The sequence below is a fragment of the Methylomonas aurea genome (assembly GCF_024505045.1).
In the GTDB taxonomy this organism is placed as follows: domain Bacteria; phylum Pseudomonadota; class Gammaproteobacteria; order Methylococcales; family Methylomonadaceae; genus Methylomonas; species Methylomonas aurea.
In genome coordinates, this window is record NZ_JANIBM010000003.1 from 24,937 (window position 1) to 46,354 (window position 21,418).

A 21,418-nucleotide genomic window follows, 5' to 3' on the forward strand; every position below is an offset into this window, starting at 1 on the left:
CGTATCTCATATCCAGACCCAGCCACAGGAGACTCAATTGTGACCACGCCCCACATTGTCAGAGCCGCGGCGGTGCAGATCGCACCGGTGTTCGAATCGGCGACCGCCACCGGCGACAAGGTTTGCCAGTCCATCAGCGATGCCGCCGCGAAAGGCGCGCAAATCGCGGTATTCCCGGAAACCTTCGTGCCCTATTACCCCTACTTTTCCTTCGTATTGCCACCGGTCGCCCAGGGACGCGAACATTTGAAACTCTACGATAATGCGCCGACGGTACCCGGCCCTATCACCGATGCGGTGGCGGCGCAAGCCAAGGCTCATGGCGTAGTCGTGGTGTTGGGCATCAACGAGCGTGACCACGGCAGCCTCTACAACACCCAATTGATTTTCGACGAAACCGGCCGACTGGCGCTGAAACGCCGCAAGATCACTCCGACCTACCACGAACGCATGGTCTGGGGCCAAGGCGACGGCGCCGGCCTCAAAGTCGTCGAAACCGGCATCGGCCGCATCGGCGCCCTGGCCTGCTGGGAACATTACAACCCGCTGGCCCGCTACGCGTTGATGGCCCAGCACGAACAAATCCATTGCAGCCAGTTTCCGGGTTCCCTGGTGGGGCCCATCTTCGCCGAGCAAATCGAAGTGACGATACGCCACCACGCCCTGGAATCCGGTTGCTTCGTGGTCAACGCCACCGGTTGGCTGAGCGACGAGCAAATCGATGCGGTCACCGCCGATCCGAGCCTGCAAAAAGCCCTGCGCGGCGGTTGCTGCACGGCCATCATCTCGCCGGAAGGCCAACACGTCGTCGAACCCTTGCGCGCAGGCGAAGGCATCCTGATCGCCGATCTGGATCTCAATTTGATCGCCAAGCGTAAGCGCATGATGGATTCGGTCGGACACTACGCCCGCCCGGAACTGCTCAGCCTGCGCCTAGACGACAGGCCGGCCGTGCCGATGTTCAGCGGACAGTCGCTCAACAATCCAGCCGCCACCTCACCCATCAGCCAAGCAGGAGAACGCCATGAGTCCATTAGCCTTGGCTGACGCCGGCACGGCGGCTTTGCTGCTCGATCTGCAATCCTTTGGGCTACGCCTGGAAGACAGTGAGGTTGGTATCGCCGGCCGGCGCGGCGGCGCCGGGCCTTCCGACCACAAGGCCGTCAAATTCGGCGGGCGGACGGTGATGGTTCCGATCGCCACCGCCTCGGCCTGCGAGTCGCCCTTCGTCGCCGGCAAGCCCGACCAGCACGGCATCAGCGAAATTCGCCGCGACGGCGTCGTCGTCAACCACATCGAATTTCCGCGCCAGCCGCGCTTTTACGAGTTGCAAACTGCCGACGGCATCCCATACTCGCAGATTGCCACATTGCATTCATCGGACGTACTGGCCACCACGCTACTGCAATCCTGCATCCGCTACGGCAACCGCAACACCTCCTGCCAATTTTGCGCCATCGGCGAGTCGCTGGCGGCCGGCAAGACCATATTGCGCAAGACGCCCGAGCAACTGGCCGAGGTCGCCAAAGCCGCCGTCGAGTTGGACGCCGTCAAGCACATGGTGATGACCACCGGTACGCCGAATCTGACCGACCGGGGCGCAGCCATGCTCTGCGAAAGCGCCCAAGCCGTCAAAGCGGCAGTCGATCTGCCCATTCAAGGCCAATGCGAGCCGCCGGACGACGACATCTGGTTCGAACGCATGAAAGCCTGCGGCATCGATAGTTTGGGCATGCATCTGGAAGCCGTGACGCCGGACGTGCGCGCCCGCATCATGCCCGGCAAGGCCGGCGTACCGCTGGAACGCTATATGGACGCCTTCGACGCGGCGGTAAAAGTATTTGGCCGTGGTCAAGTCAGCACTTACATCCTGGCTGGACTCGGCGATACGCCGGAAGCGATTTTGGCGATGTCCGAACGCTTGATCGGCAAAGGCGTTTACCCCTTCGTCGTGCCGTTCGTGCCGATCACCGGCACGCCGCTGGAAAACCATCCGGCGCCGACGCCTGCCTTCATGGCGCAAATCCTGCCGAAACTCGGCGCGATGTTGAAACAAGCGAACCTGCTATCCCAAGACATCAAAGCCGGCTGCGCCAAATGCGGGGCCTGCTCGGCACTGGCCAGCTACGAGGTGTGAGATGTGGATCGACGACTTTAAACCCTATTTCGCCAACGAATACCTGATCAAGTTCGTCACCCAGGACTGGGAGCGCCAACAAATGCGGGCCTTGCGCCAAGCCGTGTTCTGCGAGGAGCAAGGCATCTTCGCCGGCGACGACCGGGACGATATCGACAATATCGCCACGCCGATCGTCGCTATCGCCTGTCTAGCCGGCACACCCGACCGAGTGGTCGGCACCGTGCGCATACACGAAGAAAAACCCGGCGTCTGGTGGGGCTCGCGCTTGGCGGTCGATCAGGACTACCGCAAGCAAGGCAGTCTCGGCGCGGCCTTGATCAAGCTAGCGGTGACTTCCGCCCATGCCCAGGGCTGCAATACCTTTTTAGCGCAGGTGCAGGCACGCAACCAACTGCTATTCCGGCGCCTGCACTGGCGCTCGCTAAAGGAAATCGAAGTCCACGGCCGTTCGCATTATCTGATGCAGGCCGATCTGGATTGGTATCCGCCCTATGCCGACGGCGCCATCGGTTTCGTCGCCACCTCCCGGATTGCGGCATGAGTGCGCTGGCCGAATTGACGCTGAGCATCCGGCAAGGCTTGGGGCTGGCACATAAGCGCGACATCGCCGAGGTGGTTGAGAGGCTTTATGGTTCCCACGCTCCGCGTGGGAACCTAACCCCGGACGCTCCAGCGTCCAGAACCGCGAAGCGGTTCAGTCTCCATTCCGACGCGGAGCATCGGAACGATGGCCTCACACCGGTCGGCGACGACTGCGCGGCGATTCCGGACGGCGATGGTTATTTATTGCTAGCAACCGAAGGCTATTTAAACGACTTCGTTGCCAGCCAGCCCTGGTTTGCCGGCTATTGCGGGGTGATGGTCAACGTCAGCGACATTTACGCGATGGGCGGCCGGCCGATCGCGGTGGTCGATGCGCTTTGGAGCGACGGCGCAAATCAAGCCAAACCGATCCTGGAAGGCTTGGCGACCGCCGCGCAAATTTACGGTGTGCCGGTGGTCGGCGGGCATAGCAACCTAAGAAACGACCGGCCGCAGCTGTCGGTGGCGATCCTGGGCCGCGCCAAGCAGTTGCTTAGCAGTTTCGCCGCCAAACCGGGCCAACAACTGCTCGCGGCCATCGACCTGCGCGGCCACTTCCGCGAACCTTTTATATGGTGGGACGCCAGCACCGGCGCGCCGCCCGAGCGTCTGCGCCAGGATTTGGAAATCCTGCCGACGCTGGCTGAAAACGGCCTGTGCGCATCCGCTAAAGATATTAGCAATGCCGGCGTCGTCGGCACCTTATTGATGCTGCTGGAATGCTCGGGCCTCGGTGCCGTAATCGATATCGACGCGATACCGCGGCCGGAGGCTATCGAGATGGAACGCTGGCTGTGCTGCTTTCCAAGCTTCGGTTTCGTGCTCGCCGTCGACAGCGAGAACAGTACGGCGGTGATTAAACGCTTCAGCCAACGCGGCATCGCTTGCGCAGCGATAGGTCTCACCGACGCCAGCCGCAAGATCCGACTGGCGCTTGGCGATGAACGGCAAACACTCTGGGATTTGGACGAACAGCCCTTGACCGGCTGCGGCTTGATCACTGCTAGCGAGGTTTGACATGCAGAAATTAAAAATCGCGATGCTGACTCATTCGGTCAATCCGCGCGGCGGCGTGGTCCACGCCCTGGAACTGGCCGAAGCTCTACACGACCTGGGCCACGATGTGAGCTTGATCGCCCCCGCCGAGCTCGGCAAAGACTTGTTCCGGCCGGTGCGCTGCAAGACGGTGTTGATACCGCTAATGGGTTTGGCCGGCGATTTGGTTGCCACCGTTGGCCAACGCATCCAGGCCTATGTCGATTATTTCGTCCACAGCAACCGGGAAGACTACGACATTTACCACGCCCAGGACGCGATCAGCGGCTGCGCGCTGGCGGAGTTGAAGCAAGCCGGCATGATCCGGACGTTCATTCGTACCGTGCATCACTTGGACCGTTTCGACGACGACCGGCTCAACGCATGGCAAACCGCATCGTTTCTCGCCGCCGATTATGTGCTGTGCGTCAGCCGGCTCTGGCAAGACCGATTACTTCAGGACTACGGCATCGCCGCGCAATTGATCAACAACGGCGTCGATACCCGGCGCTTTAATCCGCTCCCGCACGCCAACGACGAAGCCTTGCGCCGTTTGCTGGGCCTGAACCGCGGCGGGCCGGTATTTCTGGCGGTCGGCGGCGTGGAGCGGCGCAAGAACACGTTGCGGATATGCCAAGCTTTTCGGCAACTGCTCAGACAACGCCCGGACGCGCAATTGGTGATTGCCGGCGGCGCCAGCTTGCTCGACCACGACGACTATCGCCGCCGGTTCGCAGTCGAACTGGCCGCCAGCGGCATCGCGGACGGTCCCGGCCAGCCACTGCTGGTTACCGGCCCGTTGCCGGACGCCGATCTGCCGCCTTTGTTCCGCCTGGCCGACGCGTTGGTATTTCCGTCGCTGACCGAAGGTTTCGGTTTAGTGGTTTTGGAAGCCATCGCCTCCGGCACGCCGGTGGTAGTTTCGGACCGGCCGCCGTTTACCGGCTATTTGCGGCGGGACGACGGCGTCTGGTGCGACCCGGAACGGGTCGATTCGATCGCCGGCGCCATGCTGGCCGCCGCCGAAACCTTTCCTCGGTCGCGCCTGCCCGCCATCGCCGAACGCTTGGCCGCCGAGTATTCCTGGCAGCGTTCGGCGCAAACCCATTTGAACCATTACCGTTCGTTATTCGCAACCCAAGGAACCGCCCATGCCTGAAATGCATTTCAAAATCCGCTGGCCCGATAGCAGCGAAAGCCTGTGCTATTCGCCGTCGCTGGTGATCAAAGACTATTTCCAACCCGGCCGGAGCTATGCGTTGGACGACTTTGTCGGCCGCAGCCGCGAGGCCCTGAACATCGCCAGTGAGCGGGTGCGACAGAAGTACGGCTATGCCTGTTCCAGTGCGTTGGATCAGCTGGCGCAAATCGAAGCCGGCGCGATGCGGTTTTGGGAAGAGCAAGCGCCCACCGTCACCGTAATCGAATTTATCGAATAAATCCTGAGCCCGACGCGATGCGCTTAAGGCTTAGCAACCCGACCCGTCTTATCGGCGGTATTCGGTTCGGGCTGAGCCTGTCGCAGTTCGGGTAACAACGCCATGCAACGAGCCCGGTGTCGATTGGGCATAAAAAACAATCATCAGAAACAGAGGAAGCCATGAAAGAAAAACGCGAACACACCCGCCTGCATTACGAAGCGATCGTGGTCGGCGGCGGCCAAGCCGGTTTGTCGGTCAGTTATTACCTGCAAAAACACGGCATCGACCACATGATTTTCGAGAAGAACCGCGTCGGCCATTCCTGGCGCCACGACCGCTGGGACAGCTTCTGCCTGGTCACGCCCAACTGGCAATGCCAACTGCCGGACTTTCCGTACCAGGGCGACGATCCGCAAGGCTTCATGCTGAAACACGAAATCGTCGAATACGTCGAAGCCTTCGCCAAAAAAGTCAACCCGCCGATCATGGTGGGTGTGTCTGTCAATCGGGTGTGGCGAGGTAAAAATGGCGTGCTGCATGTCGTTACCAGTTCCGGCGAGTTTACGGCGGACCACGTGGTAGTCGCTACCGGCGGTTACGACATACCCATCGTGCCCGATTACGCCCATAGCCTGCCGCCGCGCATTCATCAGGTGCATTCGGTGAATTACCGCAATCCGGACCAATTGCCCGAGGGCGAGGTGCTGGTGGTCGGTTCCGGCCAGTCCGGAGTGCAGATCATGGAAGATCTGCATCTGGCCGGACGCAAGGTGCATCTGGCCGTCGGCAGTGCGCCGCGCTCGCCGCGCATCTATCGCGGCCGAGAAACCACCGAGTGGCTTTACGACCTGGGCTTCTACCAATTGACCATCGACCGCCACCCGCTGGGCGACGAGGCCAAGCACAAGACCAACCATTATCTGACCGGGCGTAGCGGCGGCCACGAAATCGACCTGCGCAAATTCGCGTTGGAAGGCGTCAAGCTCTATGGCAGCATGGCCAACATCCATGGCACCCAGCTGGAATTTCGGCCGGACTTGACCAAAAACCTCGACGAAGCCGACGAGGTCTACGTCAACATCCGTAACGACATCGACCGATATATTGCCGACAACAATATCGACGCGCCGGTCGAACCGCCGTTCCGCAAGGTTTGGGAACCCGAGTTCGATCCGACCGGCATCGACGCCGATCAGGAAAACATTACCAGTATCGTTTGGGCGATCGGCTTCAGGCCCGATTACCGCTGGATACAACTGCCGGTGTTCGACGGCCGCGGCTACCCGCAATTCGACCGCGGCATTACTCCCGAAGCAGGCCTGTATTTCATCGGTCTGCCCTGGCTGCATACCTGGGGTTCCGGTCGATTCTTGGGGATCGCCGACGACGCGCAATATCTGGCCGGCATCATCGAAGGCAAATTGGCGGCCAAGACCATGGCTTAGAGGCTTGGTTTTGACTGGAAGGGCTATTCGCTGTGAGGTATTTCGCTCGACCGCGTTGCTTGCTTGACGAGTTATCATAGCCCGCCGCGCTGCGGCGCCAACCCGAACAAGGCCAGGCAACGCCCGGCGGATCAACCTGGAAGGGTGCATGAAACACTTATATCAGACCGTCGCGGAAACGGTGATCGCTCACATTGAACAAGGCGTCTACAAAACCGGCGAAAAACTGCCCGGCGTCAGAAAGCTGAGCCGGCAATTGCATGTCAGTATCGCCACCGCCTTGGAAGCCTATCGTTTGCTGGAAGACGCCGGCCGCATCGAGGGCCGGCCGAGATCCGGCTACTATGTCAGCGATTTTCGCCGGCAAGCCATGGTGGAGCCGGATATCTCCAATGCGCCGGTCGTGCCGACCAAAGTTACCGGTCAATCGTTGACCCGGCAAATTTTGCGTGCGGCCAGGGACCCGTATCAAATCAATTTGGGCTCGTCGGTGCCGCATGCCGACTTTTTGCCGGCGCATGCTTTGCAGCTAGCCACCGGCAAGGTGTCGCGCAGCTTCGGTAAGCGCTGCTTCGATGCCGACGAATTGCTCGGCAATCAGGAATTGCGCCGGCAAATCGCCAAGCGCATGGTGGAACTGCAATGCGCCGACAGCCCGGAGGACATCGTCGTCACCCACGGCGCTCGCGAGGCGGTGCGATTGGCCTTAATGGCCGTCTGCGAACCCGGCGACTTGATTGCGATCGAATCGCCCACCTTTTACGGGCTGCTGCAGGCCATCGAATCTTGCGGCATGGAAGCGTTGGAGATTCCGACGCATCCCCGCGACGGCCTGTCGTTGGACGCGCTGCAATTGGCTATCGAACAATGGCCGATCAAAGCTTGTCTGATCGTCACCAATTACAACAACCCGCTCGGTTCCTGCATGAGCGACGAACGTAAGCAAGCTCTGGTTGCCTTGTTGGAAAGGCATGAAATTCCGCTGATTGAAGACGACGTCTACGGCGACCTGGGGTTCGGCTTGCGCCGGCCGTCGGTTTGCAAAGCCTGGAGCCGGCGCGGCCAAGTGCTGTACTGCAACTCCTTCGCCAAGACTTTATCGCCCGGCTTGCGCGTCGGTTGGCTGGTGCCGGGACGCTACATGGCGCGGGTAGAAAACCTGAAATATATGCAGCACCAAGCCGTGCCGACGCTAAACCAGCTGATTGTCGCGCATTTGCTGGAGCAGGGCGGTTACGACCGTTACCTACGCCATGCGCGCCAGGAATATGCTCGGAATATGGCTTTGATGCATAAGGCCGTTACTCGGTACTTTCCGGAAGCGACCCGGGTTACCCATCCGGAAGGCGGCTTCGCCTTGTGGGTCGAACTACCGGTCGGCGTGGATGCAATGCAACTGCACCGCCACGCCAGCCGGGAAAACGTCATTATCGCGCCCGGCCCGTTGTTCTCCGCTACGCAACAGAAGTACGGCAATTTCATTCGCTTGAGTTGTGCCGTACCTTGGAACGATAGGCTGGAGAATGCGTTGAGCAGGCTGGGTTCCTTGGTAGCGGATGCGGTGGCGGGCAGACTCTGCGACTATTAATCCAGCCCTCAAATGCCGTTCGCGGTTCCGCAGGTTCGTCGCGAACGGCTTAGCCAAGCGCCATTGGCAGGCGAGCGGCCGGCATTGCCGGGGCCGACAGTCAATCGAAATCGCCGATGCGTTTGCCGATTTTGAATAAACTCCAGGCCAGTACCAGCGCCACCAACGCGATTGCCAAACCCAGAAACCAGCGGCTGTTGACCCATTGCGCCCAGTCGAATTCGGGTTCGGGCGGCGCCAGCGCGATTTCTTCGCCTAGTTCGGCGCCGCTGGCTTGGTAGCCGCGGCGCAGCAACTCCTGGATCGGCGCAACGTCGTAGCGTGGGGCTTCGGCTTTGTCGGCGCCGTAGCCGAGTTGGTAGCTAAGGCCGGGCTGAGCCAGAAACAGCAAACGGTAACCGTTACCGATGCCGGCCACCGAATTGATGTGCAGCGGCGGGTTGTCGTCGTTGTAAATGACGATCCGGTAGCGTTCGCGGCGCTGTTCGGCAAATTCGATCGCGGTTTGGTCGCGGTTGAAGCCTTGGAAATGCAGGGCCTGCAAATAAGTCTGGCCTAGCGAGCGGGTATGGGTTTCCAGCCCCTGGCTTTCGCTGATCTGGACTTCGGCGCGGCGGTTGAAATTGGGGCTGAAGCTCTGCACGCTGAAACCGGTCAGCGGTTGGCGCTTGCTGTCGATATCGATTACGCTGGCCTTGAGCGCGGCGTCCTGGCCGATCTTGAAGGCAACCGGGTAATCGAAGCGTTGCTCCGCATCCGCCACGGTTTCCGTGACTTTTTGCCAGAACTCGATGCGGTCGATATGCAAAGGTTCGCTGTGCAGTTCGAGGCTTTCGCTGCGTTGCTGTTCGCTGCCATTTGCAAAGGTGCGGGTCAGTTCCATCAAGCCGTCGGACCGAGTTTGGCTGGCCTGGGCCACGACCAGTTTGAACTGGCGGTACTGGTTGGCCGGTAGTTCGATATCGCTATTGCCGATCTGGGCGTAGCGGGAATAGTCGAAAATCCGCGCGTTTTCCGCCAACGTTTGCCAGGTTTTACCGTCCGCCGAACCGAAAATTTGCAGTAAATATTCGTAATCGCGCTGTGCGGTAACGATGGTCAGGCCGTCGGCTACGGCGGCGGATTTGTCCAACTCGGCGACCAGTTCGATACCGGTTTCGCCGGATCGATTCAGACTTACTATTTTGCCGGCGCTGGGGATACGCCTGACCACGGTCTTTTGCCCGGTAATTTTTTGCAACAGATACGGGGTTTCGACGCCATTCTGGTCGGTCAGGCGCAGGTCGCGGAAGTCGACGGCGCTGGCGGCATAGACCGCGCTATCGAGCGTGACGGCCAGCAAGGCCTGGTCTTGTCCGGTGCGCAGCACGGCGCGGCTGAAACGCTGCGGCAGGGTCTGGTCGGCTGCGACGGCGGTCAACGCCAGACAGAGCAGCAAAGCGGTTTTGGCGATCATGGCGAATTCTCTGCGGTGTCGTTGCCGATAAAGTTTTGTTGGTAACGCATGTAAAAAAACGCGCCGCCCAGCGCCAGCATGCCGAGTACGATAAAGGCGACGATTCGGTAGATTTGCTCCAACCGGGCCAGGTCGACGAAAAACACCTTCCAGGCCACCAGCGCGAACAGGCCCAGTCCAACCAAGCGTAGGGCGGGTATCCGCCGCTTGATGCCGTTGAACACCAGCGCCAACGCGAATATCGACCATAAGATCGTCACGCCGCCGGAGCGCAAACCGGGCACATATTGATACAAAATCGAATTTATCTCCAGACTCAGAAAAGTAAACAGCAAGGCCAGCGCCGATCCGCCCAGCCAGGGCCTGATATTGCCGGCATCTCCTTCCGTGCCTGACAAGCGGCGCAGCGCAAACAGCAAGAAGGCGATGATCGCGGCAAAATCGAACAGGCGCATCACTGCCGATTCGAAGCGGTAATCGCCGGCGTAACGCAGCGTGAACAAATCGTCGCCGCCGCCGATGGCGCCGAACGTCAGATCCCAGGACGGCAAATCGAACAACAATAATTTGATGGCAACGCCAACCAAAAGCCACTGTAACGCCGGCAACAACCAGGCGCCGGAACCGGCCAGAAAACGCTGTAGCAGCAACCAGCACATCGCCAGCCAGACCAGGCTCAGCATCGGCAGTTGCAGCGGTGGGTACAGAAAGGCGAAGCTGCGGTAAAGCTCCAGTTGCAACGCCACGAACAGTAAGCCGGCGCCGGCGATGGCAATGGCCTGCAGCAGCCAGTTATCCTTGATCCACAGCGGGGTATCGGTTTCCGGAGTGCAGGTCAGCGTCGAGGCTGAGGCCGGCTGCTCGATCAAGCGATAAGCCAGCGCCAGCGATGCAATCGGGATACCGAATCCGGCCAGGCGTTGCAGCAGGCCGAACAGGAAGCCGGCCAGGCTGGCGCCGTAGTCGCTGGCGGCGGCGTAGTGGCCGGGCAGATCGACCAGACAGAACCGGCCGATCACGATCAAATACAGCAAATAGGCGGCTTGGCGCAGAAACGCGCTGTTGACCTTGCCGGCCATCCATACCATGGCCAGCGCTTGTAGTGACCAACTGGCGGTCAGCCAAGGCGCCGACAGCAACAGCGGCAGCGTCACGCTCAGGAAAAACGCCGCCAGGCCGATGAAGCTGACCAGCAATTCGCGGTCGGCGATTTTTCGCGCCAGGCAGTAATAAGCATGGCCGACATAAAACGCCGCCAACGCGACGGCCAATAGTGCGGTCCAGATTTGGCCGTAAGCCTCGTCTATCAGTTGGTAGGCCGTGGCGAAGAAAATCGCGGCGTTGACTAGCAACGCAATCAAATCCAGCAAGGTCGATTTGCGGCGATTGACCAGGCAAAACAGGAACACCATCGTCGAATACAGCACGAAAAAACCGGTCAGGAACGGCAACACCTGCCAGAAATGCTCGATTTGGTATTTCTGCATCGCGCCGAAAAACAACAGGTAGTTGCAAGCGAAACTCAGGAAATTCAGTAGGTGCCATTGCTTGTACCAGTTGATCGCCAGCATGCCGCCGCCGAGCAACAGCATGTAACCGAACAGGCCGGGGAAATTGACCTGGCCGGTGGATAGCAGCAGCGGCGTGCAATAGCCGCCGATGATGGCGAAGATTGCCACCAGCATCGAATCCAAGCGTACCGCCAGAAAGGCCGCGCTGGCGGTGACCAATACCATCATGGCGAAGGTCGGATACACGCTCAGCAGGTGGTAGAAGGCGAAGGCGGCGAACACGCCGAAATACAGTACGGCGATGCCGCCGCCCAGCAAGCCCTGGCCGAACAAATGGTATTGGCCGCCGACCAGCCTGACGCCGCCGGCCACCATGCCGACCCCGGCCAGCAAGGTCAAAGCGACCCGCGCCTGTTCGCCGATCAGGCCGTTGTCTATCGAATATTTCAAGAAGAAACCGATGCCGGTGACCAGGATCAACACACCGATCCGCAACAGCCAGTTGCTGGCCACCGCGTATTCCATCGCCGCGCCTTGCGGCCGGTGGCCTTCGCCGACGATGATCCAGTTCCAGATTTCTTTCAGGATTTTCTGAGCCGCCAGCTCGAACCGGCTGGGTTCGGCTGCTTGCCAGTCCGCGGTTTGCCAGGGGTCGGCTGCAGCTTGTTCGGCGCTGGCCGCCGTTTCGGCGAGCGAAATTTGCTTCGGCAGTTCGGTTGCCGCAATGAGGGGCGGCTGCAGAGTTGGTAGCGGCTCTGCCGCCGGCTCCACCGCGGCGGCGGGCGCTTCGCCGGCGAACGTCGGCTGCGGCGGCCGAGAGCCCAGCCTTTCCAGCAAGCGGTGTTGCTCCTGCAAACGGCGTTCGATCTGTTCAAACGCGGCAGCGACTTCCTCCCGCGCCTGCCGTTGCCGCGACAGCAGCATGCCCAGCATCACGATCAGGCCGACAGGCAAAGCCAGCAGCAAAACGGCGATAAATCCCCAAAAATCGTCCACGGCAACGCTCCCGGAATTACAAAATCTCGACAGCCGGCAGCATAGCCGCTTGCCGAACGGAATGCGAATAAAGATGTCATGCGCGACACGCTTTTTGGCGGCGGCTTGGGCTATGCTTGTCAGTGTAAGATTACAGGCTGCCGGTTCAGGCAATGTATTGAGTTTTGCCAACCGCCGCCGATAATGAAATTGGATGTCCCCTTAAATTCAGAACAGCCGGCCGATATTTCATGACTAACCATTCCACGATCCAATCCAAAATCCTGCTCAGCATCGCCAGCGTATTTTTGTTGCTGATGTTCGTCAGCACGCTGTTCATGGCCGACCGCCAAAAAGATATGGTTGCCAGTCTGGCCACCGGTAAAGCGCGCGATACCGCCAACAGTTACTTCGACGGCCTGAATACCTTGATGTTGACCGGAGCCATGGGCCAAAGCGAGGTGCTGCGCGACAAAGCCCGTGCTCATGCTGATATCACCGAGGTGCGTTTGCTGCGAGGTAAGGCGATTAGCGACGCTTTCGGCCCCGGGAAGGCCGAACAGCGGCCGGTCGACGATCTGGATCAGCGTGCGCTGGCCGGCGAACGCATTACCCACTACGGCGAAAACGACGCCGGCCGCTTGATCACGGTAGTGGAACCGATCAAGGCCAGTGCCGATTTTCGCGGTACCAACTGCCTGACCTGCCATGCAGTGCCGGAAGGTACCGTGGTCGGCGCGGTGCGCGTGTCGTATTCGTTGGCGAACCTGGATGCGCAAATCAACAGCCATCTGGTGACGGCTTCGGCAATTTCGCTGGCGATGTTCGCCGCCGGCCTGCTGTTGGTGAACGTGTTGATGCGCAAAGTGGTGGTCAATCCGCTGGTGGCGATGCGCGATGCAGTCAACGCCATTGCCGGCCAATCCGATTTGCGCAAGCGCCTGCTGGTCGAATCCGGCGACGAAATCGGTCAGGTCAGCGAATCGTTCAATTCGATGCTGGCCCATTTCTCCGACAGTTTGGAGCAGGTTTCGGCCGTCAGCCAACAATTGGTCACGGCCAGCGACCGTATTTCCGACGTCGCCCGTCAAACCGCTCAGGCCGCAAGCCAGCAACGGAGCGAGACCGAATCGGTGGTTCGAGCGATCCACGAGTTGGAGTCCTCGGTGCGGGACGTGCGCAGCGGCGCCAACGGTGCGGCGCAAGCGTCGGTCGAAGCCGATCAGCACGCAGCGCAGGGGGCGGCAACCACTAAAAACGCGATCGACGGCATTTATGAGTTGGTCAACGAAATCGAACGGGCCAGCGAGGTGATCAAACGCCTGGACCAACGCAGCAACGGTGTCGGTGCGGTGCTGGATGTGATCAAAGGTTTGGCCGAGCAGACCAATCTGCTGGCCTTGAATGCCGCGATCGAAGCGGCTCGCGCCGGCGAGCAGGGCAGAGGCTTTGCCGTGGTCGCCGACGAAGTGCGGACCCTGGCCACGCGTTCGCATCAGGCCACCGAGGAAATCCATAAAATCATCGAGCAACTGCAGCACGAGGCCAAGGATGCGGTGAACGTGATGAGCAAGGCCAAAATCAGTGCCGAGCAGCGCCGCGAGCAGGTGCAAAGCGCCGATCAGGGTTTGAGTACCATTGCCGAGCGCGTCACGCAAATCCGCCACCTGAACTCGAAAATGTCGGAAGCGGCCGACATTCAAAGCCGGATGGCGCAGCATGTCGGCCAGAGCGTCGGCAACATCGGCCAACTGACCGAGCGCACCTCGCGCGATGCCGAGCAAACCAACGCCGCAATCGGCGAACTGGTAAAACTGGCCGGACAATTGAACCAATTAGTCGGACAATTCAAGCGTTAGCGGACTTGGGTAATTTCGCATCTTCGAACTCGGCGGCAACGGCTTTTGTTGTAAATCATGGTGTTCCGAGCCGGTCCAGGGATAAACGGCTGCTTTTTTGAAGTTGGCGTCGAGCGTCTGACCGCCCAAAGCCATTGGTGAGGCTAGCGGGCGTCGACTCGCTGCCAACCGTCACGCCGATGTAACAAACGCCGGATAAAGTTGAGAATCCGATCACAAGATTTTCAACCATTCAGGAATCCGTTATGCGTTTTACATCCACTTTGCTGATGGCCGGTTTGCTGCTGGCCGAAACCGTTTCCGCCGCGCCGACCTTCGTCAACGGCCTGGCAATTCCCGGCGCTACCGCCGACCAGTTCGGCAGCAGCGTCAACGACGGCCGCGTCGGCTTCTTTTCCGACATTTATTACGACACCCACCGTAACGAGTGGTGGGGCCTGTCCGACCGCGGTCCGGGCGGCGGCAGCCTGAACTACGAAACCCGGGTGCAGCGCTTCACATTGGACATCAATCCGGTATCCGGCGCGATCTCGAATTTCCAGATCGCCCAGACTTTGAAATTCAACAAAAACGGTGCCGCCTTGAACGGCTTGGCACCTAATCCAACCCACGCAGTGGGTAACGCTTTCGATCCGGAAGGCATCGTCGTCAATCCCAACAACGGCAATTTGCTGGTATCCGACGAGTACGGCCCGTCGCTGTACGAAATCGACCGCAATAGCGGCGCCGTCGTCAAAACCTACGCCACGCCGGCCAATCTGATGCCGCGCAATGCCGCCAGCGGCGTCGCCAATTACGCCGCCGATACCGGCAACAACGCCGGCAAACGCACCAATCGCGGCTTCGAAGGCCTGGCCGTCAGCCCGGACGGCAAGTATGCGTTCGCGATGTTACAAAGTGCGATGTTGGACGAAGGCGCCGGCAACGGTTCGGTCAATCGCATCGTCAAGTTCGATACCGCGACCGGCGAGGCCGTGGCGCAGTACGCCTACCAAATGAAACGCTCCGGCCAAGGCCAGGGCGTGTCGGCGCTGGTGGCCCTGAACGACCACGAATTTTTGGTATTGGAACGTAACAACCGCGGCGTTGGTGTCGGCGCCGATCTGGCGACCGCCGACAAGGAAGTCTATAAAATCGATCTGGCCGGTGCCACCGACGTCTCGGGCATCGATCTGGATGCGGCCGGCGCGGTCTACACCAAGGTCGTCAAATCCGCTCAATTTCTGGATCTGGACGCTAATACGCTGGCCGAACTGGGCAACAAATCGCCGGAAAAATGGGAAGGCCTGGCGATCGGGCCGAAACTGGCCGACGGTAGCTACCTGTTGCTGGCCGGCACCGATAATGATTACAGCGTGACCCAGAATGCCGGCGGCACTCAGTTCGACGTCTATTTTCGCTTCAGCGATGCCGATCCTTACGCCGGCTCGATTCAATGCCCGTTGGGCCAGACCGAGGCCTGCGTCTGGACCGCAAACGGCAGCGGCGCGACGCTGAGCGCCGATTACAAACTGCTGCCCGGCGTACTGCATGCTTATAAAGTATCCGCCGCCGACTTGGGCAATTATGCGGCACCGGTGCCGGTCCCGGCCGCGGTGTGGTTGTTCGGCAGCGGCGTGTTGGGCATGTTGCGCGTGTCTGCTAAGCGAAGCTTACTGCGCAAGGGCTGCGCAGCGGGCCCTGCGGGTTGCCGATAGACCGCCAGGCAAGGGCGCGGAATCGGTAAGGCATCAACCTGGGCGGGCCCGAGGCGTCGGGTTCGCTTTGGCGTTGCCGGCATCGTCGGGATCGGCTCTATCATAAGGATCGGGATTTTGAGGACGGCGGCCGTCGTCTGCGTTGGATCGCGCCAGCAGCTCGCAGAATTCGGTTTCCGGCAGCGGTTGGCCGAACCAATAGCCCTGGGCTTCGTCGCAGCCGTTTTGCAGCAGGTATGCGGATTGTTGGCCGGATTCCACGCCTTCGGCCACCACCTTCAAGCCCAGGCTGTGCCCTAGCGCGATGATGGCTTTCAGAATCGCGGCGTCGGTGGATTCGTGTTCCAGATTGCCGACGAACGCCTTGTCGATCTTCAAACGGTCCACCGGAAAGTCCTTCAGGTAGGCCATACTGGAGTAGCCGGTGCCGAAATCGTCGATGGCCAAGGTCAAACCCAGCGCTTTCAAACCGTGCAGGGTTTTGATGAATTGCGGCGTGTCGTGCGCCAGGCAGGATTCGGTGATTTCCAGTTCCAGGGTGTGCGCGGCGATTTGGGTGGCCGCCAGGGTTTCGGCGATGGTGCCGATCAAATCGCGCTGGCGGAATTGGCGCGGCGATACGTTGACTGCCACCGGTAGCGGCCGGCCCAAAATGCGCTGGAAGCGGTTGGCCGCCAGACAGGCTTGATACAGCACCCAGCGGCCGATTTTCTCGATTTGCCCGGTTTCCTCGGCGATCGGGATAAAGCTCAACGGCGATACCAGCGGCGCGTCGGGCGGTTGCCAGCGGATCAGGGCTTCGGCGCCGCAAATCCGGCCGCTCGCCAATTCGATTTTGGGTTGGTAGTACAGTAGAAACTCTTCGTTTTCGATGGCGTGGCGCAGGCGGTATTCGATCGCCATCCGCTCGGTCAAAACCTGGTTCAGCTCTCGGGTGTAGAACTGGAAATTGTTGCGGCCGAGTTGTTTGGCTTTGTACATCGCCGAGTCGGCGTGTTTCAGTAGCGTGGCGGCTTCGTGGCCGTCGCCGGGATAGACGCTGATGCCGATGCTGCAGGATACGACGAACTCCAAACCGTCGATGGTGCAGGGTGCCGCCACCGCAGCCAGAATCCGCTGCATGCTATGGCTGACGTCTTCGATCTTTTGCAGACTGCACAGCAGCAGCACGAACTCATCGCCGCCCAGCCTGACCACCGTGTCCGAGTCGCGCACGCACTGCGCCAGCCGTTCCGCCATCACCACCAGCAGCGAATCGCCGACGTGGTGGCCCATGCTGTCGTTGATGAATTTGAACTGGTCCAGATCGACGAAGGCCACCGCCAGAATATTGCCGTAGCGGGCGGCGAAATTGATGGCTTGCTGCAGCCGGTCGGACAACACGGTGCGATTGGGCAGGCCGGTCAACATGTCGTGAGTGGCCTGGTATTCGATTTGCTGCTCGTAATATTTGCGTTCCGAGATGTCTTCGACCGTGCCTTCGTAAAACAGCAGCCGGCCGTCGCGGTCGCGCACTTCGCGGGCGTTCTCGGTAATCCAGATGATGTCGCCGTTTTTGCGGTAGACCTGGGCTTCGAAGTTACGCACTTCGCCGTGGGCCTGCATGATGTCGATGTACTCGGCGCGTTTTTCCGGATCGACATAAAGCTGGCGTTGGATGTCGGAAATGCTGTTGCGTAAATCCTGAGTCGATTCGTAACCGTAGATACGGGCCAAAGCCGGGTTAAAATCCAGGTATTGGCCGTGCGGCGTAGTCTGGTAAATGCCTTCGATGGCGTTTTCGAAAATCGATCGGTAACGGGCTTCGGCGTCGCGGGCCGCTTGTTCGCTGTGTTTGCGCGCCGTCACGTCTTGAATGAAGCCCTCCAGCGCCACCAGTTCGCCATGATCGTTGAATAGCGGAAATCCGCTTTCCTGGACCCAGCGGATACTGCCGTCGGCATGGATGATACGGTATTCCAGATCAAATTTTTTTCGGGCGTGGGCGGCTGTTTCGATCAGTTGGCGCACCCAGCGCCGGTCTTCCGCCAGTGTCAATTCCTCGTAGGAAATGCGCTTGTTGAACAGTAAATCTTCCGGCGCGTATCCGGTCAGCGCCCGGCAGCCTTCGCTAACGAAGACCATGGTCCAGTCGGCGTCCAGCAGGCAACAATACACCACGCCTTGCAAATTGCTCATCAGCATGCCGAGCATACGTTCGCGGTCTTGCAGCAGCGCGCGCAGTTTCGGGCTCAGGCGCGGCGAGAATTCGGCTACAGCGGAAGGTTCGGAGTTGGCTGGCATGAAGGTGATCGATGAATAAACCAACCAGGAGCCAAGCACTTTTCGTACCTGCTGCCAAAAGACGGGCATCGCCGCCGGCAAATCGCACCCGATCGACGCTGCTCTGCCCGGTTATAGTGCCTTGGATCTAATTTTGGGCAAAGCAGAGGCGTCTGAGTTGGTGCGCGATGCGCCGGTCTGGTGCGTTGTTGGGTGGGGTGCGATGCGCTTCGCAAAAACCGCTGCTATTGGCGCTGGTACGAATCCTGCTCCAAGACTCCGCCGAGGACGCGGCAAATTCGCGGCCGCCGTTCCGTATCCGGTAACTTTGCAGGGATTTAGCCTTATGAACTTATTGATCGAGAAACACACGCCCAAATTGCTGAACGCAATGGTCGACGTCAGAAATTTCGAAACGCGTCTGGCGCAACTGAACGACTGGTGGGGAAAAATCGCGTTGATCGGCAAGATCAACAGCCACAATGTCGCCCCGACCATTTTGGACGACATGGCGCGTACGCAAAGCAAATTCGGCGAACTGCAACGCAAGTTGACGCATAACCTGCTGGTGGAGAACTTACAGAAATTGGTGCTGGATAATGCCTCGAAAGCGCAGGTGGCGATCGACCTGCTGGTGCGCAACCTGTTCGAGCGCACCGCGGACGTCGGCTTTCTGGCCACCGACGACGATATTCGAGTGTTTTTGGCTGAAGCCGAGCCGGAGCCGGAACAGGTTCGCTTCATCGAAAACCGGCTGCGCGAATACGTGAAAAAATATAGCGTTTACGACGAAATCGCCATATTCGATGCGCAAGGCCGGCTCAGGGCGCATCTGGACGCCGATAACCGGATCGAAGCTATTGATCCGCTGGTGGCGGAGACGTTACAGAGCGATTGCCCTTACCTGGAAACCTTTCGTTACAGCGTGCTGCAAGCGGACCGCCGCCGCTCGCTGATTTATTCCTGCAAGATCACCGAAACCGACCAGAAAAACTCCCGGGTTTTGGGCGTACTGTGCCTGTGTTTTCGGTTCGAAGACGAAATGCGCGGCATATTCGCCGATCTGTTGGCGGCGGGCGACCGGGGCATCATCGCCATCCTCGATGCCGAGCGGCGGGTGATTGCCAGCAGTAACGAACAGTTGTTACCGGTGGATACGCGATTCCGTGGCGGCGAAGCGATCGGTCTGGTCAATTTTCAGGGCCACGACTATATCGTCAATACCCGGCCAAGGAACGGCTACCAGGGATATTACGGCTTGGGTTGGTGCGGGCAGATGATGACGCGACTGGATTTTGCTTTCGGCCGTGAATCGGGCGAGCGGATCGATTTCGACTACAGCGAGATCATCGGCCAATCCGACAGCTTCCCGCAGGAGCTAAGGGAAATCCGTAAGGCTTCGGTCGATATCAATGCCGATTTGGGGCTACTGGTATTGAACGGGAAAATCGCCTCCGCCCGGCAGAATGCGGCCGAATTCATGCCGGTGCTGGAAGCGATCAAGCAAATCGGTACCGATATCGCCGGCATTTTCGCGGCTTCGGTGAACAGCTTGCAGGAAGTGACGGTGATGTCGTCGCATCTGAACAACGCCGGCTTCTTGGCGTCGCTGGCCGTCAACATCATGGACCGTAACCTGTACGAGCGGGCCAACGATTGTCGCTGGTGGGCTCTGACTTCGGCCTTTCGGCGCAATCTGGCGAAAGCCGAAATCAGCGCCGCCGAAAAGCGGCAGATGTGCGAAATCCTGGCTTATATCAATGCCCTATATACGGTCTATACCAACCTGTACCTGTACGATGCGCAAGGCGAAATTATCGCCGTATCGGATGCTGCGCAAACGCCGTTGATCGGCAGCAAGGTCGACGAAACCACCGGATATAAAACAGTATTGAACGACGCGGACAGTCAGCATTACGGAGTATCCGATTTCGTGCCGACTCGCTTCTACCAAGGTCGCCACACCTATATTTATAACGCTGCGGTGACCGATCCGGCCGATCACGGTCGAGTCGTCGGCGGTATCGGCATTGTGTTCGACAGCGAACCGCAATTCAGTGCGATGCTGCAGGAGATTCTGCCCAGAGAATCGGACGGCGCCCCGCTGAAAAACAGCTTTGCCGTGTTTACCGATCGCCAGGGACGCATTCTGGCGCTTGCCAACCATCGCCATTACCGGGTCGGCGAACGTTTGCCGCTGGATTCCACCCACTTTGCGTTGAAAAACGGTCAGACCAGTTCGTCGCTGCTTCGCCACGAAGGAGCTCATTACGTGTTGGGGGTTGCGGCTGGGAAGGGCTACCGAGAATACAAAACTGCGGACGGTTACCGTAACGACGTGCTGGCCTTCGTGTTCATTCCGCTATAGCGGCCTCGAAATGGCAGTAATTGAAATTGTCGGAAATTTTGCCGGGTGCGAGAAAAAAGTCAGTGGCGCTAATGTGTCCGTTTTAGCTATCTCCAACCTAAACCGAAGCATCACAAGCACCACCGGAGCAAAGTTACCTCGCAACTCGACATAGTCAAGCCGCGGCGGTAATCGGGTGGGGATGGCGGCGATCGCCTTCGGATGCGCTTCGAGGGATACAGTCTTGACCGGGCGCCAACCCCGTGCGCAGCAGCTTACCGCGTGCTCTTAGACAGTCAATGGCGGCCGCGGAGCAAAAAAAAACGGGCCGGACGCCGGTTGGCGTTCGCCCGATTGGAGGTTGCTGTTACCGCTGACTAAAAAAATTCGATATTCGGGCGTGTTAGAACGGGGATGGCACTAGCGGAGGCTGTATCGGCAACCGACTCCGACGTGCCGGCCGGCGCCGAGCGTTCCGCCGCCGGTGCATTCGCCGTTGCCAGAATCAGGCCGATGACGATGAACAGCAGGCTGATTGCGCAGCGCTTCAACTCGTGCAGACAGGCCGTTAACAGTTTGGAATGGTTCATTAGCATGCTCCCGATGGTTTTTGTTGTTGGCCGCCGGTTGGGCGGATTTCACAGGCTGGCGTTTTTGACCGGCCGCAGGTGCGGCATCTCGGCTTTGCGCGCCTGGTTTTGCCGATAAATTTCCAGCGCTTCGCTACGCATTTGTTCGCAGAACGCGCATAGGGCCTCGCCGCCGTTATACAGGCGTTGTTCGTGCTGGGACAAGCTGTCGCCGCATCTGTCGCAATAATGGGGAAGGCGTAATCTGTTCATGGCAATCGGCTCCCGTTCGGTCTGGTTGGATTAAACGTTGTTTGGCGTCGTTAGGTAAGAGAACTATTTCACTTATGGCAAATCCCGGGCCAAATAACCTAGCTGCCGGCTTTGTTTTTATAAAGCAATGAAATTTAATGGATTTTTTGGTTGAGTCGAATGTTTTGCCGGCTGGCGGCGGGCGGAGTCGGCCAAAGTCGTTACTATTATTCGTAGCGGATACGACATTTCGTAAATAATGGCGGCAGATGGCGTATT

The 21,418-nt window shown here is 59.4% G+C and carries 16 protein-coding genes; 11 read left to right on the forward strand and 5 right to left on the reverse strand.

Annotated elements, in window-relative coordinates:
- Positions 1-39: 39 nt before the first annotated feature.
- From NP603_RS03355 to NP603_RS03390, 8 genes are all read left to right on the forward strand, one after another.
- Complete coding sequence (locus NP603_RS03355) at positions 40-1,047, forward strand: Nit6803 family nitrilase (RefSeq protein ID WP_256609515.1); 1,008 nt, start codon at positions 40-42, stop codon at positions 1,045-1,047.
- On the forward strand, positions 1,025-2,137 hold the full coding sequence (locus tag NP603_RS03360) for an MSMEG_0568 family radical SAM protein (protein ID WP_256609516.1): 1,113 nt from the start codon (positions 1,025-1,027) through the stop codon (positions 2,135-2,137). The genes NP603_RS03355 and NP603_RS03360 overlap by 23 nt, the downstream gene beginning before the upstream one ends.
- A 1-nt stretch (position 2,138) precedes the next feature.
- On the forward strand, positions 2,139-2,681 hold the full coding sequence (locus NP603_RS03365) for an MSMEG_0567/Sll0786 family nitrogen starvation N-acetyltransferase (RefSeq protein WP_256609517.1): 543 nt from the start codon (positions 2,139-2,141) through the stop codon (positions 2,679-2,681).
- The gene (locus NP603_RS03370; protein ID WP_256609518.1) at positions 2,678-3,739 is read left to right on the forward strand and encodes a sll0787 family AIR synthase-like protein; all 1,062 of its coding nucleotides are present in this window, start codon (positions 2,678-2,680) and stop codon (positions 3,737-3,739) included. The genes NP603_RS03365 and NP603_RS03370 overlap by 4 nt, the downstream gene beginning before the upstream one ends.
- A gap of 1 nt (position 3,740) precedes the next feature.
- Positions 3,741-4,916: an MSMEG_0565 family glycosyltransferase gene (locus NP603_RS03375; protein ID WP_256609519.1), complete on the forward strand. Its 1,176-nt coding sequence runs from the start codon at positions 3,741-3,743 to the stop codon at positions 4,914-4,916.
- Complete coding sequence (locus NP603_RS03380; RefSeq protein WP_256609520.1) at positions 4,909-5,196, forward strand: MSMEG_0570 family nitrogen starvation response protein; 288 nt, start codon at positions 4,909-4,911, stop codon at positions 5,194-5,196. The genes NP603_RS03375 and NP603_RS03380 overlap by 8 nt, the downstream gene beginning before the upstream one ends.
- Positions 5,197-5,357: 161 nt before the next feature.
- On the forward strand, positions 5,358-6,623 hold the full coding sequence (locus tag NP603_RS03385) for an MSMEG_0569 family flavin-dependent oxidoreductase (RefSeq protein ID WP_256609521.1): 1,266 nt from the start codon (positions 5,358-5,360) through the stop codon (positions 6,621-6,623).
- 148 nt (positions 6,624-6,771) lie between these two features.
- Positions 6,772-8,211 (forward strand): aminotransferase-like domain-containing protein, encoded by a 1,440-nt coding sequence (locus tag NP603_RS03390; protein ID WP_256609522.1) that lies wholly within the window; start codon positions 6,772-6,774, stop codon positions 8,209-8,211.
- A 100-nt stretch (positions 8,212-8,311) separates the two neighbouring features.
- On the opposite strand, the gene NP603_RS03395 is transcribed toward NP603_RS03390, so the two are convergent.
- Together NP603_RS03395 and NP603_RS03400 are read right to left on the reverse strand one after the other, a co-directional pair.
- Positions 8,312-9,667 (reverse strand): DUF3999 family protein, encoded by a 1,356-nt coding sequence (locus NP603_RS03395; RefSeq protein WP_256609523.1) that lies wholly within the window; start codon positions 9,665-9,667, stop codon positions 8,312-8,314.
- On the reverse strand, positions 9,664-12,174 hold the full coding sequence (locus NP603_RS03400) for a DUF2339 domain-containing protein (protein ID WP_256609524.1): 2,511 nt from the start codon (positions 12,172-12,174) through the stop codon (positions 9,664-9,666). The genes NP603_RS03395 and NP603_RS03400 overlap by 4 nt, the downstream gene beginning before the upstream one ends.
- A 230-nt stretch (positions 12,175-12,404) precedes the next feature.
- Here NP603_RS03400 and NP603_RS03405 point away from each other — a divergent pair, with 230 nt between their 5' ends.
- Both NP603_RS03405 and NP603_RS03410 read left to right on the forward strand, forming a co-directional pair.
- Positions 12,405-14,012: a methyl-accepting chemotaxis protein gene (locus NP603_RS03405; protein WP_256609525.1), complete on the forward strand. Its 1,608-nt coding sequence runs from the start codon at positions 12,405-12,407 to the stop codon at positions 14,010-14,012.
- A gap of 245 nt (positions 14,013-14,257) precedes the next feature.
- Positions 14,258-15,709: an esterase-like activity of phytase family protein gene (locus tag NP603_RS03410; RefSeq protein ID WP_256609526.1), complete on the forward strand. Its 1,452-nt coding sequence runs from the start codon at positions 14,258-14,260 to the stop codon at positions 15,707-15,709.
- Between the two features lie 33 nt (positions 15,710-15,742).
- Here the strand turns inward: NP603_RS03410 and NP603_RS03415 are convergent, their stop codons facing one another.
- Positions 15,743-17,992, reverse strand: a complete 2,250-nt coding sequence (locus tag NP603_RS03415) for a sensor domain-containing protein (protein ID WP_256609527.1) — start codon at positions 17,990-17,992, stop codon at positions 15,743-15,745.
- Positions 17,993-18,317: 325 nt separating this feature from the next.
- On the opposite strand from NP603_RS03415, the gene NP603_RS03420 reads away from it, so the two are divergent.
- Positions 18,318-20,339, forward strand: a complete 2,022-nt coding sequence (locus NP603_RS03420; protein ID WP_256609528.1) for a cache domain-containing protein — start codon at positions 18,318-18,320, stop codon at positions 20,337-20,339.
- Positions 20,340-20,695: 356 nt separating this feature from the next.
- On the opposite strand, the gene NP603_RS03425 is transcribed toward NP603_RS03420, so the two are convergent.
- Together NP603_RS03425 and NP603_RS03430 are read right to left on the reverse strand one after the other, a co-directional pair.
- Positions 20,696-20,908, reverse strand: coding sequence for a hypothetical protein (locus NP603_RS03425; protein WP_256609529.1), 213 nt, complete (start codon positions 20,906-20,908; stop codon positions 20,696-20,698).
- Positions 20,909-20,956: 48 nt separating this feature from the next.
- A complete protein-coding gene (locus NP603_RS03430) occupies positions 20,957-21,160 on the reverse strand; it encodes a hypothetical protein (RefSeq protein WP_256609530.1) in 204 nt (67 codons plus the stop codon).
- Positions 21,161-21,418: the final 258 nt, after the last annotated feature.

Bases quoted from the DNA above. Each gene is read 5' to 3' on its own strand.
- NP603_RS03360 (WP_256609516.1), top strand. From the start codon at position 1,025: ATGAGTCCATTAGCCTTGGCTGACGCCGGCACGGCGGCTTTGCTGCTC.
- NP603_RS03365 (WP_256609517.1), top strand. From the start codon at position 2,139: ATGTGGATCGACGACTTTAAACCCTATTTCGCCAACGAATACCTGATC.
- NP603_RS03370 (WP_256609518.1), top strand. From the start codon at position 2,678: ATGAGTGCGCTGGCCGAATTGACGCTGAGCATCCGGCAAGGCTTGGGG.
- NP603_RS03375 (WP_256609519.1), top strand. From the start codon at position 3,741: ATGCAGAAATTAAAAATCGCGATGCTGACTCATTCGGTCAATCCGCGC.
- NP603_RS03380 (WP_256609520.1), top strand. From the start codon at position 4,909: ATGCCTGAAATGCATTTCAAAATCCGCTGGCCCGATAGCAGCGAAAGC.
- NP603_RS03385 (WP_256609521.1), top strand. From the start codon at position 5,358: ATGAAAGAAAAACGCGAACACACCCGCCTGCATTACGAAGCGATCGTG.
- NP603_RS03390 (WP_256609522.1), top strand. From the start codon at position 6,772: ATGAAACACTTATATCAGACCGTCGCGGAAACGGTGATCGCTCACATT.
- NP603_RS03395 (WP_256609523.1), bottom strand. From the start codon at position 9,667: ATGATCGCCAAAACCGCTTTGCTGCTCTGTCTGGCGTTGACCGCCGTC.
- NP603_RS03405 (WP_256609525.1), top strand. From the start codon at position 12,405: ATGACTAACCATTCCACGATCCAATCCAAAATCCTGCTCAGCATCGCC.
- NP603_RS03410 (WP_256609526.1), top strand. From the start codon at position 14,258: ATGCGTTTTACATCCACTTTGCTGATGGCCGGTTTGCTGCTGGCCGAA.
- NP603_RS03415 (WP_256609527.1), bottom strand. From the start codon at position 17,992: ATGCCAGCCAACTCCGAACCTTCCGCTGTAGCCGAATTCTCGCCGCGC.
- NP603_RS03420 (WP_256609528.1), top strand. From the start codon at position 18,318: ATGAACTTATTGATCGAGAAACACACGCCCAAATTGCTGAACGCAATG.
- NP603_RS03425 (WP_256609529.1), bottom strand. From the start codon at position 20,908: ATGAACCATTCCAAACTGTTAACGGCCTGTCTGCACGAGTTGAAGCGC.
- NP603_RS03430 (WP_256609530.1), bottom strand. From the start codon at position 21,160: ATGAACAGATTACGCCTTCCCCATTATTGCGACAGATGCGGCGACAGC.